Annotated in this window: 13 protein-coding genes; 7 read left to right on the top strand and 6 right to left on the bottom strand. The window is 65.8% G+C overall.

The window, feature by feature from the left end; genetic code table 11:
- The 6 genes from ABWP92_RS10845 to ABWP92_RS10820 all read right to left on the bottom strand — a co-directional run.
- On the bottom strand, positions 1–938 hold a 938-nt coding region (locus tag ABWP92_RS10845), incomplete at its 3' end, for a Bug family tripartite tricarboxylate transporter substrate binding protein (protein ID WP_353235389.1).
- A gap of 64 nt (positions 939–1,002) precedes the next feature.
- The gene (locus ABWP92_RS10840; RefSeq protein WP_353235388.1) at positions 1,003–2,175 is read right to left on the bottom strand and encodes an acyl-CoA dehydrogenase family protein; all 1,173 of its coding nucleotides are present in this window, start codon (positions 2,173–2,175) and stop codon (positions 1,003–1,005) included.
- Positions 2,176–2,228: 53 nt separating this feature from the next.
- Positions 2,229–3,002: an enoyl-CoA hydratase/isomerase family protein gene (locus ABWP92_RS10835; protein WP_353235387.1), complete on the bottom strand. Its 774-nt coding sequence runs from the start codon at positions 3,000–3,002 to the stop codon at positions 2,229–2,231.
- Positions 2,999–4,264, bottom strand: a complete 1,266-nt coding sequence (locus tag ABWP92_RS10830) for an acetyl-CoA hydrolase/transferase family protein (protein ID WP_353235386.1) — start codon at positions 4,262–4,264, stop codon at positions 2,999–3,001. Before ABWP92_RS10830 ends, ABWP92_RS10835 begins: the two co-directional genes overlap by 4 nt.
- Positions 4,261–5,121: an HpcH/HpaI aldolase/citrate lyase family protein gene (locus ABWP92_RS10825; protein ID WP_353235385.1), complete on the bottom strand. Its 861-nt coding sequence runs from the start codon at positions 5,119–5,121 to the stop codon at positions 4,261–4,263. The genes ABWP92_RS10830 and ABWP92_RS10825 overlap by 4 nt, the downstream gene beginning before the upstream one ends.
- Positions 5,118–6,404, bottom strand: a complete 1,287-nt coding sequence (locus ABWP92_RS10820; RefSeq protein WP_353235384.1) for a CaiB/BaiF CoA transferase family protein — start codon at positions 6,402–6,404, stop codon at positions 5,118–5,120. Before ABWP92_RS10820 ends, ABWP92_RS10825 begins: the two co-directional genes overlap by 4 nt.
- Before the next feature lie 250 nt (positions 6,405–6,654).
- Here ABWP92_RS10820 and ABWP92_RS10815 point away from each other — a divergent pair, with 250 nt between their 5' ends.
- The 7 genes from ABWP92_RS10815 (at position 6,655) to ABWP92_RS10785 (ending at position 17,111) form a co-directional block, all read left to right on the top strand.
- Entirely contained in the window at positions 6,655–7,392 is a 738-nt protein-coding gene (locus tag ABWP92_RS10815) for an IclR family transcriptional regulator (RefSeq protein WP_353235383.1), read from the top strand.
- Between the two features lie 124 nt (positions 7,393–7,516).
- On the top strand, positions 7,517–9,067 hold the full coding sequence (locus ABWP92_RS10810; protein WP_353235382.1) for an efflux transporter outer membrane subunit: 1,551 nt from the start codon (positions 7,517–7,519) through the stop codon (positions 9,065–9,067).
- On the top strand, positions 9,054–10,331 hold the full coding sequence (locus ABWP92_RS10805) for an efflux RND transporter periplasmic adaptor subunit (RefSeq protein WP_353235381.1): 1,278 nt from the start codon (positions 9,054–9,056) through the stop codon (positions 10,329–10,331). The genes ABWP92_RS10810 and ABWP92_RS10805 overlap by 14 nt, the downstream gene beginning before the upstream one ends.
- Entirely contained in the window at positions 10,328–13,528 is a 3,201-nt protein-coding gene (locus ABWP92_RS10800) for an efflux RND transporter permease subunit (RefSeq protein ID WP_353235380.1), read from the top strand. The genes ABWP92_RS10805 and ABWP92_RS10800 overlap by 4 nt, the downstream gene beginning before the upstream one ends.
- Entirely contained in the window at positions 13,525–14,211 is a 687-nt protein-coding gene (locus ABWP92_RS10795; RefSeq protein WP_353235379.1) for a heavy metal response regulator transcription factor, read from the top strand. The genes ABWP92_RS10800 and ABWP92_RS10795 overlap by 4 nt, the downstream gene beginning before the upstream one ends.
- Positions 14,192–15,604, top strand: a complete 1,413-nt coding sequence (locus tag ABWP92_RS10790) for a heavy metal sensor histidine kinase (RefSeq protein ID WP_353235378.1) — start codon at positions 14,192–14,194, stop codon at positions 15,602–15,604. Before ABWP92_RS10795 ends, ABWP92_RS10790 begins: the two co-directional genes overlap by 20 nt.
- Positions 15,605–15,770: 166 nt before the next feature.
- Positions 15,771–17,111, top strand: coding sequence for a metal-dependent hydrolase family protein (locus ABWP92_RS10785; protein ID WP_353235390.1), 1,341 nt, complete (start codon positions 15,771–15,773; stop codon positions 17,109–17,111).
- The last annotated feature ends 198 nt before the right edge of the window (positions 17,112–17,309 follow it).

The following is a 17,309-nucleotide window of genomic DNA, read 5'->3' as shown; positions in this document are numbered from 1 at the left end:
TCCGAGGCCAGCGCGGAGACGAACTGCTCCGACGTTCCGCCAAGCGGCTCGAAGCCCAGGGTGACGATGCGCTCGCGTATCTGCGCGGTGTTGAGCGCCGCGTTGACGGCCTCGTTGATCCTGGCGCGGATATCCTCCGGCGTGTTCTTGGGGGCGAGCAGGCCGAACCACGTATCGAACACCAGGTCCGGGTGGCCCAGCTCCACGGTGGTGGGAGTATCGGGCAGCATGGGCGAGCGCTGCTTCGCCATGACGGCCAACGCGCGCAGGCGCCCGTCCTTGGCATAGGGCGCGGCGGCGGCGATGCCGGAGAACACCACCTGGGTGCGGCCGCCCAGCATGTCCGTGAAGATGGCGCCCGGCGATGCGTAAGGCACATGGGTCATCGATATGCCCGCCGATTTCTTGAGCAGCTCTCCGGCCAGGTGATAGGAGCTGCCGGATCCCGTCGAGCCGAAATTGAGCTGCCCGGGATGGCTCTTCGCATATGCCGTGAGTTCATCGACCGACTTCACGCCCAGCGATGGCAACACGGATATGAGATTGGGCGTGGAGGCGATCAGCACGATGGGATCGAGATCCTTCTGCGGGTGATAGGCCTTGGCGCCATACAGCGTGAGCGCAGGCACCAACGTGCCCGTCCATCCGTACAGCAAGGTGTAGCCGTCGGCGGGCGCCTTGGCGACCGAGGCCGAACCGATGTTGCCGTTCGCGCCCGGGCGGTTTTCCACCACGAAGGACTGGTGCAGGGATTTGCCCAGTTCCTCCGCGATCAGCCGCGCCAGCGGATCGGCGCTGCCGCCGGGCGCGGCGGGAACAATGATGCGCACGGGCTTGCTCGGCCAGGTGTCCGCATGCGCGGCTCCTGCAAGCAATGCGGCGCTGCCGATCGCCAGGCCCGCGAGCGTCCGGCGTGTCATGCGAGATGGAATGGCCATGTTTGTCTCCTTGGTTTGAAGTATTTGCGGGAATATGCTTCCCGCCCTGCCTTGCTCGATAGGATCAATAGGACTTGGGCATGCCCAGCACGCGCTCCGCGATGAAGCTGAGGATGAGTTCGCGGCTGACGGGGGCGATGCGGGGGATCATGATTTCACGCATGTAGCGCTCGACATGGAATTCCTTGGAGTAGCCCATGCCGCCGTGCGTGAGCACGGCCTGCTCGCAGGCGCGAAAGCCGGCTTCCGCCGCGAAGTACTTGGCCGCGTTGGCGTTGGCGCCGCACTCCTGGCGGTTGTCGTACAGCCATGCCGCCTTCATCGTCAGCAGTTGCGCCGCCTCCAGGTCGATCCAGTTTTTTGCCAGCGGATGCTGGATCGCCTGGTTCTGGCCGATCGGGCGATCAAAGACGACGCGCTCGCGCGCATACTGGCTGGCCTTGTTCAGCGCCGCGCGGCCCACGCCGATCGCCTCGGCCGCCAGGAGCACGCGCTCCGGGTTCATGCCGTGCAGGATGTACTTGAACCCCTGGCCCTCCTCACCGATGCGGTCCTCCACCGGGATTTCCAGTCCGTCGATGAACAGTTCGTTGGAATCGACGCACTTGCGCCCCATCTTCTCGATCAGGCGTACGTCGATTCTGGAACGGTCGAGATCGGTGTAGAACAGCGTGAGTCCCGACGAATGCTGCCCGGGCGAGAGCTCCTCCAGGGGCGTGGTGCGCGCCAGCAGCAGGATCTTGTCGGCCACCTGCGCCGTGGAAATCCACACCTTCTGGCCATGCACCACGTACTTGTCGCCCTTGCGCACGGCGCGTGTCTTGAGCCGGGTGGTGTTCAAACCCGCGTCAGGCTCGGTGACGCCGAAGCAGGCCTTGACTTCGCCCCTGGCGATCGGCGGCAGCATGCGCCGCTTCTGCTCCACGGTGCCGAACACGGCGACCGGCATCAGCCCGAACACATTGATGTGGACGCTGGAGCAGCCGCTCAGGCAGGCGCCGCTTTCGGCGATGGTCTGCATCATGATCGCGGCCTCCTGCACGCCCAGGCCGGAGCCGCCGTATTCCTCCGGGATCGCCGCCCCCAGCCAGCCGGCATCGCCCATGGCGCGGTAGAAATCATGCGGGAAGACGCCATCCGCATCGCGTTCCAGCCAGTAGCTTTCCGGGAAACGCTCGCACAGGCTCTTGACGCCTTCGTGGATGGCCTGGTGTTCTTCGCTCAGTTGAAAATTCATGTCGTTCCCTTGCTGCTTGCCGATAAGGAAGGAAGATGGATGGGAGGAAGGGCTCACCTGCCCTGCCAGCGCGGCGGGCGCTTTTCGGCAAACGAGCGCGGGCCTTCCTGCGCGTCCTCGCTGAGATAGACGCTCTCGAACAGGTGCTGCGCCGCGCGCAGTCCGGCGGAGCGCCCCATCTCGGTGGACAGGTAGACCAGCTCGCGCGCGGCCTTGACGGTCAAGGGCGCGTTGGCCGCGATCACGCGCGCCATCTCCAGCGCGCGAGCGCGCAGTTGCGCCAGCGGCACCACGTCGTTGACGTAGCCCAGCGCCAGCGCGCGCCGCGCGGTGATGGGCTGGCCGGTCAGAAGAATCTCCATCATGATGCGCTGCGGCAGCATGTGTATCAGCGGCGCCGCCCAGGGCATGCCGCGCCCCAACCTGGCCTCGGTGATGCCGAAGGCGGCATGGTCGGCGGCGATGCACAGGTCGCACATCTGCGCGAACAGCCAGCCGCCCGCGAGCGCCACGCCGTTGACCGCGGCGATCGTCGGCTTGGAGATGTGCACCACGTCGCCCAGCACGGGAAACATGTCGCGCGGCGGCACCTTCAGTTGCATGGCGGCGGCGGCCTTCAGATCCATGCCCGCGCAGAACGCCTTGTCTCCGCTGGCGGTGAGGATCCCCACGCGCAGCGCGCCGTCGGCCTCCAGCCGCTGCCATGCCTGGCGCAGCCCGTCGATCACGCCCGCGTTGATGGCATTGCGCTGCGCGGGCCGGTCGATGGTGATGACGGCGATCGCGCCGTCCACCACCTCGAAATCCACTTCTTCCGTCAGTTTCACAGTTCACTCCAGGTCATGCGGGCCTGCCGCATCAGTTCTTCACGGTGTTCGGGCGCGGCGATCGCCGCCATGGCCCTCACCCGCTCGCGCAAGGTGCGGCCACGCATCCGGGCCACGCCGAATTCGGTCACGATCAGGTCCACGTCGCTGCGGGCCGTGGTGACCGGCCCCGAGAGCCTGGCCACCACCTTGCTGTCACCGTGCCTGCCCGTCGATGCGAAGGCGATGACCGACCTGCCGCCGGTCAGCGCCGAGGCGCGAACGAAATCGACCTGCCCTCCCACCGCGCCGATGTGCTCGCTGCCGATGGCCTCGGCATTCACCTGCCCGGTGAGATCGACTTCGAGAGCCGAATTGATGGACACCAGCCGCTTGAGCCTGGACATGGTCGAGCTGTGGTGGGTGTAGCTGGTGGGACAGAGCTTGACGAGCGGATTGCGATGGGCGAAGCGGTACAGGCGCTGCGTGCCGAACAGCACGCCGGTGATCGACACGCCTTCGTCGATTCCCTTGTGCGCATTCGTGACGACGCCCTTCTCGATCAGGTCGATCACCGAGTCGCCGATCATTCCCGAGTGGATCCCCAGGTCGCGCCGGTTGCCGAGCATGGCGAGAATCGCCTCCGGCACCGAGCCGATCCCCACCTGGAGCGTGGCCCGGTCGGTGATGTATGGCTCCAGGTGCGAGGCGATCCTTTTCTCCAGCTCCCCGAACGAGGCCGTCGGCAACTCGAGCGGCCGCGTATCGCTTTTCACCGCCACCGTGATCTCGCTGGCAAGCAGCGGCTGGTCGCACGGCGTCCACGGCACGTGCGGGCTGACCTCCGCGATGACGACGCGTGCGCGGCTCACCGCCGCGCGCACGAAATCGTTGACCAGCCCGAAGCTGTATTCGCCCCGCTCGTTGGGCGGGCTGACCAGCAGCAGCACCACGTCGCTGCGCAATATCCCGTCCCGCAGCAGCCCCTCCACGGCGGAGATGTGGCAGGGAATGGGATCGAGCACGCCGGCGGACGCCAGCTTGCGCAGGCTGCCGATGCCGCCCGTTCCCTTGAAGCGCAGGTGATCCGCATGCCCGGGCGCGAACGTCCGGGAAAACGCCGTGCCGAAAAACACGCCCGCGCCGGAATAGCTCGCCCGCTGCTCGACGAATTTTTGCGTCAGCCCGAGCTGCTCGCCCGTGCCCTGTCCAAAAATGATGCTGTCGCCGGGCCGTATGTAGGCCGACAGATCCAGCTGGTCGATGCCATCGAGCTCGATCATGGCCGGGCCCGCTCGGCTGCTTTCAGGATGGCCTGCGAGCGCTTGAGCAGCGGGCCGTCGACCATCTTTCCCTCGAAGTCGATGGTGCCGATTCCACGCGCCGTGGCCGCTTCGTATGCTGCGACCAGCCGCCCCGCATAGGCCACCTCCGCCTCGGTGGGAGAGAACGCCGCATGGGCCAGCGCCACCTGCGCCGGCGCCACGCAGATCTTGCCCTCGTACCCGAGATCCCGCCCCAGGGATGCATCGCGGGTGAACAGCGCATCATTGCGGATGTCGAGCACCGCCTGGTCGATGGCCGCCACCTGCGCGGCCTTGGCGGCCATCACCACCCACGAGCGCGCGGTGGCGACTTCTTCCCCCGACGGCGTGCGCCGCCCGCCGATGTCGGCGGCGAAATCCTCCGCGCCGAAATACACGGCCAGCAGCTCGGGCGTCTGCTCGCAGACCGGCACCGCGTTCAGCACTCCGCGCACGGACTCGATGCCGCCGATCAGCTTGAGCGGGCGCTCGCGCGCCGCCGCCGTGTGCTCGATCCAGTGCGCCGCGGCAAACGCCTGGCGCGCGTCCTCCAGCTTGGGGATGACGATGGCGTCGATGTCGCAGGCGGCCGCTGCCTCGAGGTCCGCCAGGAAGTGCGGCGAGTGCGGCACGTTCACGCGCACGGCGAGCAGGGACCGCAGGCCCGCATCACGCGCGCCCTGCACGGTCTGCCGCAGCATCTCGCGGGCGCTGGCCTTCTGCGCATCGGGCGTGCCGTCCTCCAGATCGATCACGCAGCAGTCCGCGCCAAAGCGCGGGAACTTGGCGACCAGTTCCGGCCGGTTGGCGGGCGCGAAAAAGAGGGAACGGATCATGTATTGGCCTTTGGAATGGACGAGTTGACAGAGCCCGCCGACGCCGCCTCCGCGGCCAGCATGGCCTCGATCTGCGCCTCGCCGTAGCCCAGTTGGCCCAGCACCTCGCGCGTATGCTCTCCCAGCGACGGGGCGAGCCTGCGGATGCCGGGGTTGTTGCGCTGCCAGGTCATCGGCAGGCGCATGGACCTGATCGGACCTTCCGTGGGGTGCTCCACCGTGGCGAAGAACCCCGTGGCAACCAGATGCGGATCCTGCAGCACGGTCTGCAGCGTATGCATGGGCAGCGAAGGCACGTCGGCGCGCTCGAGCAGCGCGAGCCACTGCTCCGTCGTTTTTTCAAGAAACAGCGATGCCAGGAATCCATAGACATGGTCCACATGCCGGGTGCGCTCGACGTATGTGGAAAACCGCGGGTCGTCCTGCATCAGCGACTCGCGCCCGATCTCCCGCAGGAAGCCCCGCCACTGCTTGTCCGTATAGACCATCGCGCAGACATGGCCGTCCAGGGTGCGGTACGGGCGGCGCTCCGGGGAAAGCTGGCGCGCATAGCCTCCCGCATCCAGCGGCGGGGCATAGGTCATGCCGCCAAAGTGGTCGCCCAGCACGAACGCCACCATGGTCTCGAACATGGGAATGTCCACCTTGTCGCCCCGCCCGGTGCGCTCGCGCGCATACAGCGTCGCCAGGATCGCGCCCACGCCCGTCAGGCCCACCGTGCGATCCGCCATGGCTGTGGGCACATAGCGGGGAATGCCGCCCGAGGACTGCGCGATCCAGTGCGACAGGGTGGCCCCTCCCTGGATGAGGTCGTCGTATGCGGGGCGCGCCGCATAAGGCCCGTCCTGCCCGAAGCCGAACAGCCCCGCATACACGATCCGGGGATTGATGGCGGCGACTTCTTCGTAGCCGAGCCCCAGCCGGGCCATCGCCTGCGGGCGCACGTTGTACATGAGCACATCGGCGTCCTCCAGCAGCCGCTTGAGCGCCGCGATGCCGTCCGGATGCTTGAGGTCCAGCACCACGCTGCGCTTGTTGCGGTTGGCATTGAGAAATACCGGCCCCATGCCATCGCGACGCGACGGCCCGATCTGGCGGACCAGGTCGCCCTGCGGGGCCTCGATCTTGATGACGTCCGCCCCCATGTCGGCCAGCATCTGCGAGGCAAACGGCCCCATCAGCACGGACGTCATGTCAACCACCTTGAGCCCCTCCAGAGGCCCGGCGGGACTGTCCTGGCTGACGGTCGCCATGCTTTGATTGGCGCATTCATTCTTGTGCATGAATGAATCATACATACGTATGAATGAATTGCGTGAACATCCCCATCCGCACAAACCCGAAGCAGGCGGCCAGGGACTGGAAAATGTTCTAATTTCGGGCACACCGGAGGCCGTACCGGCATGGCCCGGGAACGGCGCGTGATGGCTCGCCCGCCGTGAGCGCCGATGCGCCGCAAAGGAAGAGTGACTGCAGAGGCGGGCCGCGCGCCCGGGCCTCGCAGCCTTCGTTGTTTTTGAAAGACTTTTCGTCGTGAACGTCAAACAAGCTGCTTACGTACTGGACCTCCTCGAATTCTTCGCTGCCCACCAGCGGCCGGCCACCCTTGCCGACATCTCCAAGCATTTCGGATGGCCTCGCTCGAGCACTTTCAACCTGCTGGGCACGCTCACGAACAGAGGATTTCTCTACGAGCCCAAGGCCAGGGCCGGCTACTATCCCGCCCCCATCTGGGCCGCCCTGATCAACAAGATCGAGGATGCGCAGCCCATTCCCCGCGACATACACGGCCTGCTGCAGACGCTTGTCCGCGAAACCGGAGAGACCGCCGTGCTGGCGGTGGCCAGCGGCGCCCATGCACTGTTCGTGGAGACGGTGGAATCCCCCAGCTCCGTGCGCTATGCCGCGCAGCCGGGCAAGCGCGTGCCGCTGCATCTCACGGCCACGGGGCGGGCGCTGCTGTCGCAGATGGGCGCGGACGAACGCGCCTTCATCCTCAAGAAGGCGGTCTTTGATCGCTTCACGCCCACGACACTGATGAGCGCGCAGGAGGTCCAGGCGGAGATCGAGTCCTCCCGCCAACGCGGATGGTTCCCGGGCAACGCGGAATTCACCCAGGATCTCGGCGGCGTCGCCCTGCCCTTCACCATCGCCGAGCGCAACTTCGCGCTGCTGGTCGCCGGGCCGTCGTTTCGCATCGGCTCGCGCCTGGAGCAGATCGCCGACGCCATGCGCCAGCATCTGGACCGCTATCTCGGGCAAAGAGAATAGGAAGCCGAGCGGGCCCCGACGCATCGGGCGCCGGCTTTTCAGATACGCCAGCACGCTTTCCTGACAGCTTTGTCATTTTCTCGTCAGCGTTTTGTCCCTGTGGGATTCCTACAGTGCATTGACGATGAGAAACCCAAAGTTCACTCCAGGCACAGGTTCGGGCAAGCAGGCGGTGTCGCTACGCGCCGCGCTATGGCCCTGCGTGGCGCTGGCCGGTTGCCTGGCTGGCTGCGCGGCGGGGCCGGATTATGTGCGCCCGCCGGCGCCTGACCAGGCCGACTCGCAGACCGCATTCAAGGAAGACGGCCCGTGGCGGCAAGCCATGCCGGCGGCGCCGGACGATGCTCAGCCCTGGTGGCATGCCTATGGCGATGAGCAGTTGGACGCCCTGGTCGGCCAGGCCATGGCCGCCAACCAGACACTGGCGCAGGCGCAGGCGCAATACCGGGCGGCCCAGGCGCTGGTCAGGGGCGCGCAGGCTGCGTATTCGCCGGTCGTGCAAGCAGGCGCGTCGGCACAGCGCGCGCGAGCCTACAGCAGCGGGAAAAGCTCTTTGGGCGACGCCCATGCATGGTCGCTCAGTGCGTCATGGGAGCCCGATTTCTGGGGCAGCGTGAGCCGCAGCGTCGAGGCGGCGGGTGATACCGCGCAGGCCACGGCGGCCGATCTGGCCGCCGCGCGGCTGGCCGTGCAGGCCAGCGTGGTCAACGATTACCTGCAACTGCGCATCACGGACCGCCAGAAGGCGCTCTACGCACGCACCATCGAGGCTTACCGGAAATCGCTGGATCTCACTCAGGCGCAGTTCCGCGCGGGCGTGGCCACGCATGCGGATGTGTCCCTGGCCGAATCGACACTGGCGGCCACCCAGGCCCAGGCCATTGACGTCAACCTCACGCGGCGCCAGACCGAGCATGCGCTCGCGATCCTGCTGGGCCGCACGCCGGCCGGTTTCTCGCTCGCGCCCGACGACGCATCCGCGCTTCCCGCATTGCCCGGCGCACCGATCGGACTGCCGTCGCAACTGCTCGAGCGCAGACCCGACATCGCGGGCGCGGAGCGCCGCGTCGCGGCTGCCAACGCGCAGATCGGCGTGGCCCAGGCCGCGTTCTACCCTCATTTCACTTTGAGCGCCTCGGGCGGCAACGGCGGGCCGGGCCTCGCGCTGGCAAGCTGGGCCGCCGCGCCAACCAAGGCCTGGGCGCTGGGCCTGGCATTGGCCGGAACGATTTTCGACGGTGGCGCGCGCGACGCCGATCTGGAACATGCGCGGGCGGATTTCGACGCAGCGGCGGCAACTTATCGCCAGACAGTGCTCGATGGTTTTCAGGAAGTGGAGGACAACCTGGCCGCCGTGCGCGAGCTGCGCCAGGAGTTCGACGCCAACCTGCGCGCCACGCAGTCGGCGCGCGCTGCCGAGCGCATCACGCTGAGCCAGTACCGCGCCGGCACCGTGACCTATATGAACGTGATCACCGCACAGGCGCTCGCACTGACCAATGAACGCAGCGCCCTGCAGGCGCAAGGCCGCGCCTATGCCGCAAGCGTTGCGTTGATCAAGGCCGTGGGCGGCGGCTGGAGCGCGGCACAGTTGCCGCAAGGCGCGCAGGCGGACAGGAGCGCCGGCGAAGTCGCAGTTTCGGACTCCAAGGATGAACACCATGAACAGCAATAACGCCCCGCAGCCCGGGCGGGTGCAGCCGCAAGCGGCCCCGTCGCGCGGCCGCATCAAGGCCTGGGGACTGACAGCGGTCGCGGCAGCGTTGGCACTGGCGGTGCTCGCGCCGCAATGGCAGGCGCATTCGTCGGAAAACGCACCCGCCAAAAAAGGGACAGAAACGGCGGCCAAGGTGCCCGTACACACAACGACAGTGCAGGAAAGGGATATGCCCATCGCCGTGACCGGCATGGGCACGGTGGTTCCGATTGCATCGGTGACGATCCGCACACGCGTGGACGGGCAGCTCGACAAGGTGGAGTTCAGGGAAGGCCAGGACGTGAAGGCCGGCCAGGTGCTTGCGCGCCTGGATGCACGCACCTACGAGGCGCAATTGCAGCAGGTGCTGGCCCAGAAGGCCAAGGACGAAGCATCGCTGGCCAACGCCAGGGTGGACTTGCAGCGCTACACCGATCTGATCCGCGACGAAGCCACCACCCGGCAGACACTGGAGACACAGAAATCCCTGGTGCGCCAGCTCGAAGCCTCGGTGCAGAACGACGCCGCGCAGGTGAGTCTGGCGCGGGTGAATCTGAGCTTCACCACGATTGCCTCGCCCATCTCGGGGCGCGTGGGCGCACGGCTGGTCGATCCCGGAAACATCGTTCACGCGGCGGACTCCAATGGCCTCCTGGTCGTGAACCAGATCGACCCGATCGCGCTGCAATTCACGCTGCCTCAAGAAAAGTTTCAGGCGGTCAATCGCGCGATCAAGTCGGGGCAGACGCTCAGCGTCCAGGCGCTCGACCAAGGCTCGCGCGAGCCGCTGGGCTCGGGCGAGCTCACCTTGCTCAACAACCAGATCGATACGTCCACGGGAACGATCACGCTCAAGGCGCGCCTGCGCAATCCGGATCACGCGCTCTGGCCCGGCCAGGCAGTGAACGCGCGCCTGGTGCTGGGTACCCGGGCGCACGCGCTGGTGGTGCCCAATTCCGTGGTGCAGCGCGGGCAGGACGGTTTGTTTGCCTATGTGGTGGATGCCCAGGGCAAGGCGCAGATGCAGTCCATCGAGGTGAGCAGCACCGAAGGCGGCTACAGCGTGATCGGCAAAGGCTTGCAGGCGGGCCAGCGCGTGGTGTCCGACGGGCAATACCGCCTCACCCCCGGGGCGCAAGTGGTCGAGACCGGTGCCGCGGCCAACCAGGGCAAGCCCGGCGCCGCCGCTGATTCCAGGGCCGGAGCATCGGCTCAGGATGCCGGCAGCCGGAGCGCAGCATGAACGTCAGCGAAGGTTTCATCAAGCGCCCCATCGGCACGATGCTGCTGGCGATTGCGTTGCTGCTGATTGGCGTGGTGGCCTGGCCGCTGCTGCCGGTTGCGCCGCTGCCGCAGGTGGATTTTCCGACGATCCAGGTCTCCGGCAAGCTCCCCGGCGCCAGTCCGGAGACCATGGCTTCCAATGTCGCGCAGCCGCTCGAGCGCCAGTTCTCGCTGATTCCGGGACTCACGCAGATGACATCGACCAGCGCATTGGGTCTGTCGCAGATCACGCTGCAGTTCGACCTGAACCGCAGCATCGACGGTGCGGCGCTCGACGTGCAGTCAGCCATCAACTCCGCCACCGGCCAGTTGCCCAAGACGCTGCCCAGCCCGCCATCGTTTCGCAAGATCAACCCCGCCGATGCGCCGGTGCTGATCCTCAGCGTGCAATCCAAGGTGCTGCCGCTCACCGAAGTGGATGACAGCGCCGAGAATATTCTCGCGCAGCAAATCTCGCGCATTGCAGGCGTGGGCCTGGTCAACGTGTTCGGGCAACAGAAGCCGGCCGTGCGCATTCAGGCCGACCCCGCCAGGCTCAAGGCCATGGGGCTGAGCCTGGAGGACATTCGCGGCGTGATCGCCAACACCACGGTAAGCGCGGCGACCGGCACGATCGACGGCAAGTCGCAGGCCTTCAACGTCTATACCAACGACCAGATCCTGAGGGCCGCTCCCTGGAACGAGATGGTGCTTGCGTGGCGCAACGGAGCGCCGATCCGCGTGCGCGACATCGGCGTGGCCGTCGATGGGCCCGAGAACCAGAAAATCTCGGCTTGGGCCTATGGCGGCCCTGCCGCGGGCAAGGATGCCGACATCGCCGATGGCCGCACGATCCTGCTGGCGATCACCAAGATGCCGGGAGCCAACGTGATCGACACCGTGGACCGCATCCAGGCGGCCCTGCCCAGGCTGAAGACGGGCATTCCGCCCAGCATCTCGGTCAATATGCTGGTGGATCGCACACAGACCATCCGCGCGTCGGTCAAGGACGTGGAGTTCACGCTGCTGCTGTCGATCGCGCTCGTGGTGGTCGTGATCTTCGTGTTCCTGCGCAACGTGGTGATCACCATCATCCCGAGCATCACCGTGCCTTTGGCGATCCTGGGCACCGCCGCCGTGATGTATCTGCTGGGATACAGCCTGGACAACCTCTCGCTCATGGCGCTCACGATCGCGGTGGGCTTCGTGGTGGACGATGCCATCGTGATGCTGGAGAACATCTACCGGCACATCGAGGACGGCATGCCGCCGCTACAGGCGGCGCTGCGAGGATCGAAGGAAATCGGCTTCACGATCGTGTCGATCTCGGTGTCGCTCGTGGCCGTATTCATTCCGCTGCTGCTCATGGGCGGGATCGTGGGACGCCTGTTCCGCGAGTTCGCGGTGACGGTGACCATCACGATCCTGGTGTCGGTCGTGGTGTCCCTGACGGTCACGCCCATGCTGTGCGCCAAGTTTTTGCGCAACGAGGAAAAGGACGGCGGCCATGGGTCGGCAAAGCCGCATCACGGCAGGCTCTACATGCTGTTCGAACGCGGCTTCGACGCCATGCTCAACGGCTACCGCCGGGGGCTGGACGTGGTACTGCGCCACCAGTTCGTCACGCTGCTGAGCTTCATTGCCACCGTGGCCGCCACCGTGCTGCTCTACATGGCGATCCCCAAGGGATTCTTTCCGCAGCAGGACACGGGATTCATCTTCGGCACGGCGGTGGCCGGGCAGGACAGCTCCTCGCGGGCCATGCACGAGCGCATGATGGCGCTGGCCGACATCGTGCGCCAGGACCCCGACGTCACCTCGTTCGGCATGCAGGCGGGAGCGAGCGCCTTCAATTCGGGCAACATGTTCATCGGCCTGCGTCCGCTGGAGGATGGCCGCACGGACACGGCCGACCAGATCATCGCGCGCCTGCGCCCCCGGCTTGCCGAGGTGCCGGGCATCACGCTGTACATGCAGGCCGGACAGGACATCAGCCTGGGCGGCCGCCCGGCGCGAACGCAGTATCAGTACACGCTCACCGACACCAATCTGGGCGAGCTCAACGATTGGACGCCCAGGCTGGTCGAGAAGCTGCGCACCCTGCCTGGCCTGACCGACGTGACGTCCGACCAGCAGAACGCGGCGCCGACGGCCATGCTCACCATCGACCGGGAACTGGCATCGAGCTACGGCATCACGCCCGCCCTGGTGGACGCGACGATCAACGACGCCGTGGGCCAGCGCCAGGTCGCCCAGTACTTCACGCAGCTCAACAGCTACAACGTGGTGCTCGAGGTCACGCCGCAGCTGCAGCAGGACCCCGATCTGTTCGACAAGCTCTATCTCACGTCGCCGATCACGGGCCAGCAGGTGCCGCTTTCCACCTTCGTGAAATACGACACCGGGCACACGGGCTATCTCGCGGTGAACCACCAGGGCCAGTTCCCGGCGGCGACGATTTCATTCAACCTGCAGCCCGGCTTTGCGCTGGGGCAGGCCGTGGATGCGATCAACAAGGCGCAGGCCGAAATGAACGCGCCGCCGACGTTGAACGGCACGTTCCAGGGCACGGCGCAGGCCTTCGGCGACTCGCTGCGCACACAGCCCTACCTGATCGCGGCCGCGCTGGTGGCGGTGTACATCGTGCTGGGCCTGCTGTATGAAAGCTATATCCATCCGCTCACGATTCTCTCGACGCTTCCTTCCGCGGGCGTGGGCGCGTTGCTGATCCTGATGGCGGGCGGCTACGACCTCAGTGTGATTGCGCTCATCGGCATCATCTTGCTGATCGGCATCGTCAAGAAGAACGGCATCATGATGGTGGACTTCGCGCTGCATGCCGAGCGCGACAAGGGCATGTCGCCGCGCGATGCCATCCATGAAGCCTGCATCCTGCGCTTTCGCCCCATCATGATGACCACCATGTGCGCCCTGCTCAGCGGCCTGCCGCTGATGCTGGGTCATGGCGCGGGCTCCGAACTGCGCAGGCCGCTTGGCTACGCCATGGTGGGCGGGCTGCTGCTGTCGCAGGTGCTCACGTTGTTCACCACGCCGGTGATCTATCTGTACCTCGACCGCGCACATTACTGGTTCGAGCGCAGGAAGGCCGCCTGGAAGGCCCGCCACGCGGCGCCCGTGACACAGTCCGGCGCAGATACTACGATGGCGCAATCATGAAAGTACTGATCGTCGAGGACGAGCGCAAGACCGCCGACTACCTGGCCCAGGGCCTGGCCGAGCAGGGCTGGACCGTGGACGTCGCACATGACGGCATCGACGGCCAGCATCTGGCGGTGCATTACGACTTCGACGTGATCGTGCTCGACGTCATGCTGCCGGGCCTGGACGGCTTTGGCATCCTGCGCTCGCTGCGCGCCGTCAAGGGAACTCCGGTGATCATGCTCACTGCGCGCGATGGCGTCGATGACCGCGTGCGCGGACTGCGCGAAGGCGCTGACGATTATCTGGTCAAGCCGTTCTCGTTCATGGAGCTTCAGGCCCGGCTTCAGGCGCTCACGCGGCGCGGCAGGACGCAGGAGCAGACCTTGCTGCGCGTGGGCGATCTGTCCATCGACCTGATCCGCAGAAAGGTCGTGCGCGGCAGCCAGCGCATCGACCTCACCGCCAAGGAGTTCGCCCTGCTCGAATTGCTGGCGCGCAGGCAGGGCGAGATACTCTCGAAGACAGCGATCGCCGAACTGGTCTGGGACATGAACTTCGACAGCAACACCAACGTGGTGGAAGTGGCGGTGAAACGGCTGCGATCGAAGGTGGATCTTCCTTTTCCAGTACCGCTCCTGCACACCATCCGCGGCATGGGCTATGTGATGGAGGAGCGCGATGTCGCCCCAGGCCAATGAGGCCGCCGGCGACACGCGCGCGCGGCATCGATCCTGGTCGATCTCGGCCCGCCTGGCGGCGATGTTCGCGGTGACCGCGGCGCTTATCTTCGCCTTCATGGCGGCGGCACTCTACCGCGTTCTGGACAAGGAGCTGGATCACTATCTGCACGAGCAGATGCAAGGGCGGCTGGGCGACGTACGCTACATGCTCGAACACGGGCGGTCACCGCAATTGGCCGAACATGCCAAGGGAAAAATGGCGGAGATGGAGCGAAGCGACCCGCGAACCCACTTCTGGCTCTGGAGCACCGACCCACGATACCGCTATGGCGAAGATGCCCAGGAGATTGCGCAACTGGCGCGCCGCACATCGGAGATACGCACGCCGAAGGGAGCGCTCACACTGCTATCCACGGACATCGCCGCCAACGACATCCGGCCCGCCATGCAACTGGTGATCGGCTCGCATGCGGGAGCCATCCTCGAGAACACGCTTCACAACTTCAGGAACGCCTTGGTGGCGCTCACGGCCATGGCGGTATTGCTGGTGGCCGCGCTGGGCTACTGGATCGCGGTGGTGGGGCTCAAGCCCGTCAAACAGTTATCCAGCGAGGCCGAACGCATTGGCCGCAATCGTGACAGCGAGCGCCTGCGCCTGCCCGTTCTGCCGCCCGAGCTGATGAATCTGGCGGGCTCGTTCAATGCCGCGCTCGATCGCCTGAACGCCGCATACCAGCAATTGGAGACATTCAATGCCGACGTCGCGCATGAATTGAGAACGCCGGTCGCCAACATGATCGGGCAGACGCAGGTGGTGCTCTCGCGCGAGCGCTCCGCCCCGCAACTGCGGGAGGTCCTCCAATCGAATCTGGAGGAACTCGAGCGCCTGCGCGGCCTGGTGGCGGCCATGCTGTTCCTGGCGCGCGCAGAGCAAGGCGAGCGCGCGCACGATCTGGTGGCGGCATCGCTCGCCGCCGAGATGAGCAAGATCGTCGATTTCTTCGAGATGGTGCTCGACGATGCGGGCATGCGGGTCGAGATCAGCGGCGATGCGCAAGTCAGCGTACAGACGTCCTTGCTGCGCCGTGCATTGAGCAATCTCCTGCAGAACGCGATCCAGCATGCAAGCGATGGCGGCAAAGCCATTACCGTGCGGGTTTCGACGTTGGACTCCACCACCGCCGAGCTGACGATTTCCAACACCAGCGAGCCGCTTGCCGAAGACCAGCTCAGGCATCTGTTCGACCGTTTCTACCGCGTCGACGTCTCACGCCGCAACAGCGTGGAAAGCCATGGCCTGGGGCTCGCCATCGTCAAGGCCGTGGCGCTGATGCATTCAGGCGAAGTGCTGGCGCGCCAGAGCGGCGGACAGTTGAGCATCGTGCTGCGTCTGCCGCGGGCCGATGGATAGATAGCGGCCACAGCGCCGCATCCGATTCTCGGCTTGTCTATCAGCGCTCCCGCACACAATGCGGAATATCAAGAAACGATGCGAAAGCACCTTCGATCTGGTATCCTGGGCCGCAGCTGACTGCGCTCGCACAACGAAACAGTTCTGACAAAGGGAATTTATCGTGATGAAACCCTTGGCCCTGATCGGTTTTCTGATGGCGGCACTGAGCATGACCGCCGGTGCACAGCCTTCCGTGGCGCCTGCCGGGCAGGCCACCCTCTTTCGCGACGTGCGGGTGTTCGACGGCAAGTCGGATCGCCTCTCGCCTCCGACTTCCGTTCTGGTGCAGGGCAATCGCATCATGCGCATCGGGGCGGACGCCGCGGCTGCGGGCGCACAGGTCATCGAAGGCGGCGGACGCACGCTGATGCCCGGCCTGATCGATGCACACTGGCATACGATGCTGATCCGCCTGACGCCGGAACAGGCCATCTTCGGCGACGTCGGCTACCTGAACATCGCAGCGGCCGCCGAGGCGCGCGCCACGCTGATGCGCGGCTTCACATCCGTTCGAGACATGGGCGGCCCCTCATTCGGGCTCAAGCAGGCGATCGACAGGGGCGTTGCCGAAGGCCCGCGCATCTTTCCCTCCGGAGCCATGATCACGGTGACGAGCGGGCATGGCGATTTCCGCCAACTGTCCGATCTGCCGCGCAGCCATGGCGAGCTCTCGCGCATGGAAACGATAGGCGGCAGCGCCGTCGCCGACAGCCCAGACGAAGTACGCCTGCGCACACGCGAACAGTTGATGCAGGGCGCCAGCCAGATCAAGCTGACCGCCGGCGGCGGCGTCTCCTCGCCCTTCAGCCCGATCGATGTGGTGACATTCACCGAGCCGGAAATCCATGCCGCGGTCGTGGCGGCCGAGAACTGGGGAACCTACGTCACCGTCCACGCCTTCACCGCGGCAGCCATACAGCAGGCGATCGCTGCCGGTGTCAAGTGCGTCGAACACGGCTTCCTCATGGATGAGGCAACCGCGAAGATGATGGCCGAGAAAGGCGTCTGGCTCAGCATCCAACCGCTTCCCGACGAAATGCAGACGGGCTTCCCCGAAGGCTCGGTGCAGCGCGAGAAGGCAGACCAGATCTTCCCGGCAATCGGTCAGGCCTACCAGCTCGCCAAAAAATATCGCCTGAAAACGGCATGGGGAACGGACGTCCTGTTCTCCGAAGCGCTGGCGCGCCGCCAGGGTGCGATCCTCGCGTCGCTCACGCAGTGGTATACGTCCGCTGAAACACTGGCCATGGCGACAGGCACCAACGCCGAGCTGCTGGAGATGTCCGGCAAGCGCGACCCCTACTACCCCGGCAAGATCGGCGTGGTCCAGGAAGGAGCTCTGGCCGACCTGCTGCTGGTGGACGGCGATCCGCTTCAGAACATCAATCTGGTCGCCAATCCCGACCGTTCGTTCATGATCATCATGAAGGATGGAAAGATATACAAGAACACGCTGCCGAAGTAGCAGGAGGCAAGCGCAGGCAGGCCTGCTTCCAAGCGTGGCACAGATGACAGCCAGCACGCAATCCAGGCAACGCGCCGTGACTTGCCCACGCAATGCCGTGGCGCAACCCCGAATTCCGATAGCGAACGTTTTTTTCCAGGATAGGGTCGGCGACCAGTCGCTGCTTCTGTTCGGCGACAAGCTAGTGCCTGCGGGCGC

The organism is Diaphorobacter ruginosibacter (assembly GCF_040396215.1).
GTDB lineage: Bacteria > Pseudomonadota > Gammaproteobacteria > Burkholderiales > Burkholderiaceae_C > Diaphorobacter_A > Diaphorobacter_A ruginosibacter_A.
The sequence above is the reverse complement of the archived record's forward strand: the minus strand, read 5'-3'. Positions and strand labels throughout refer to the sequence as shown.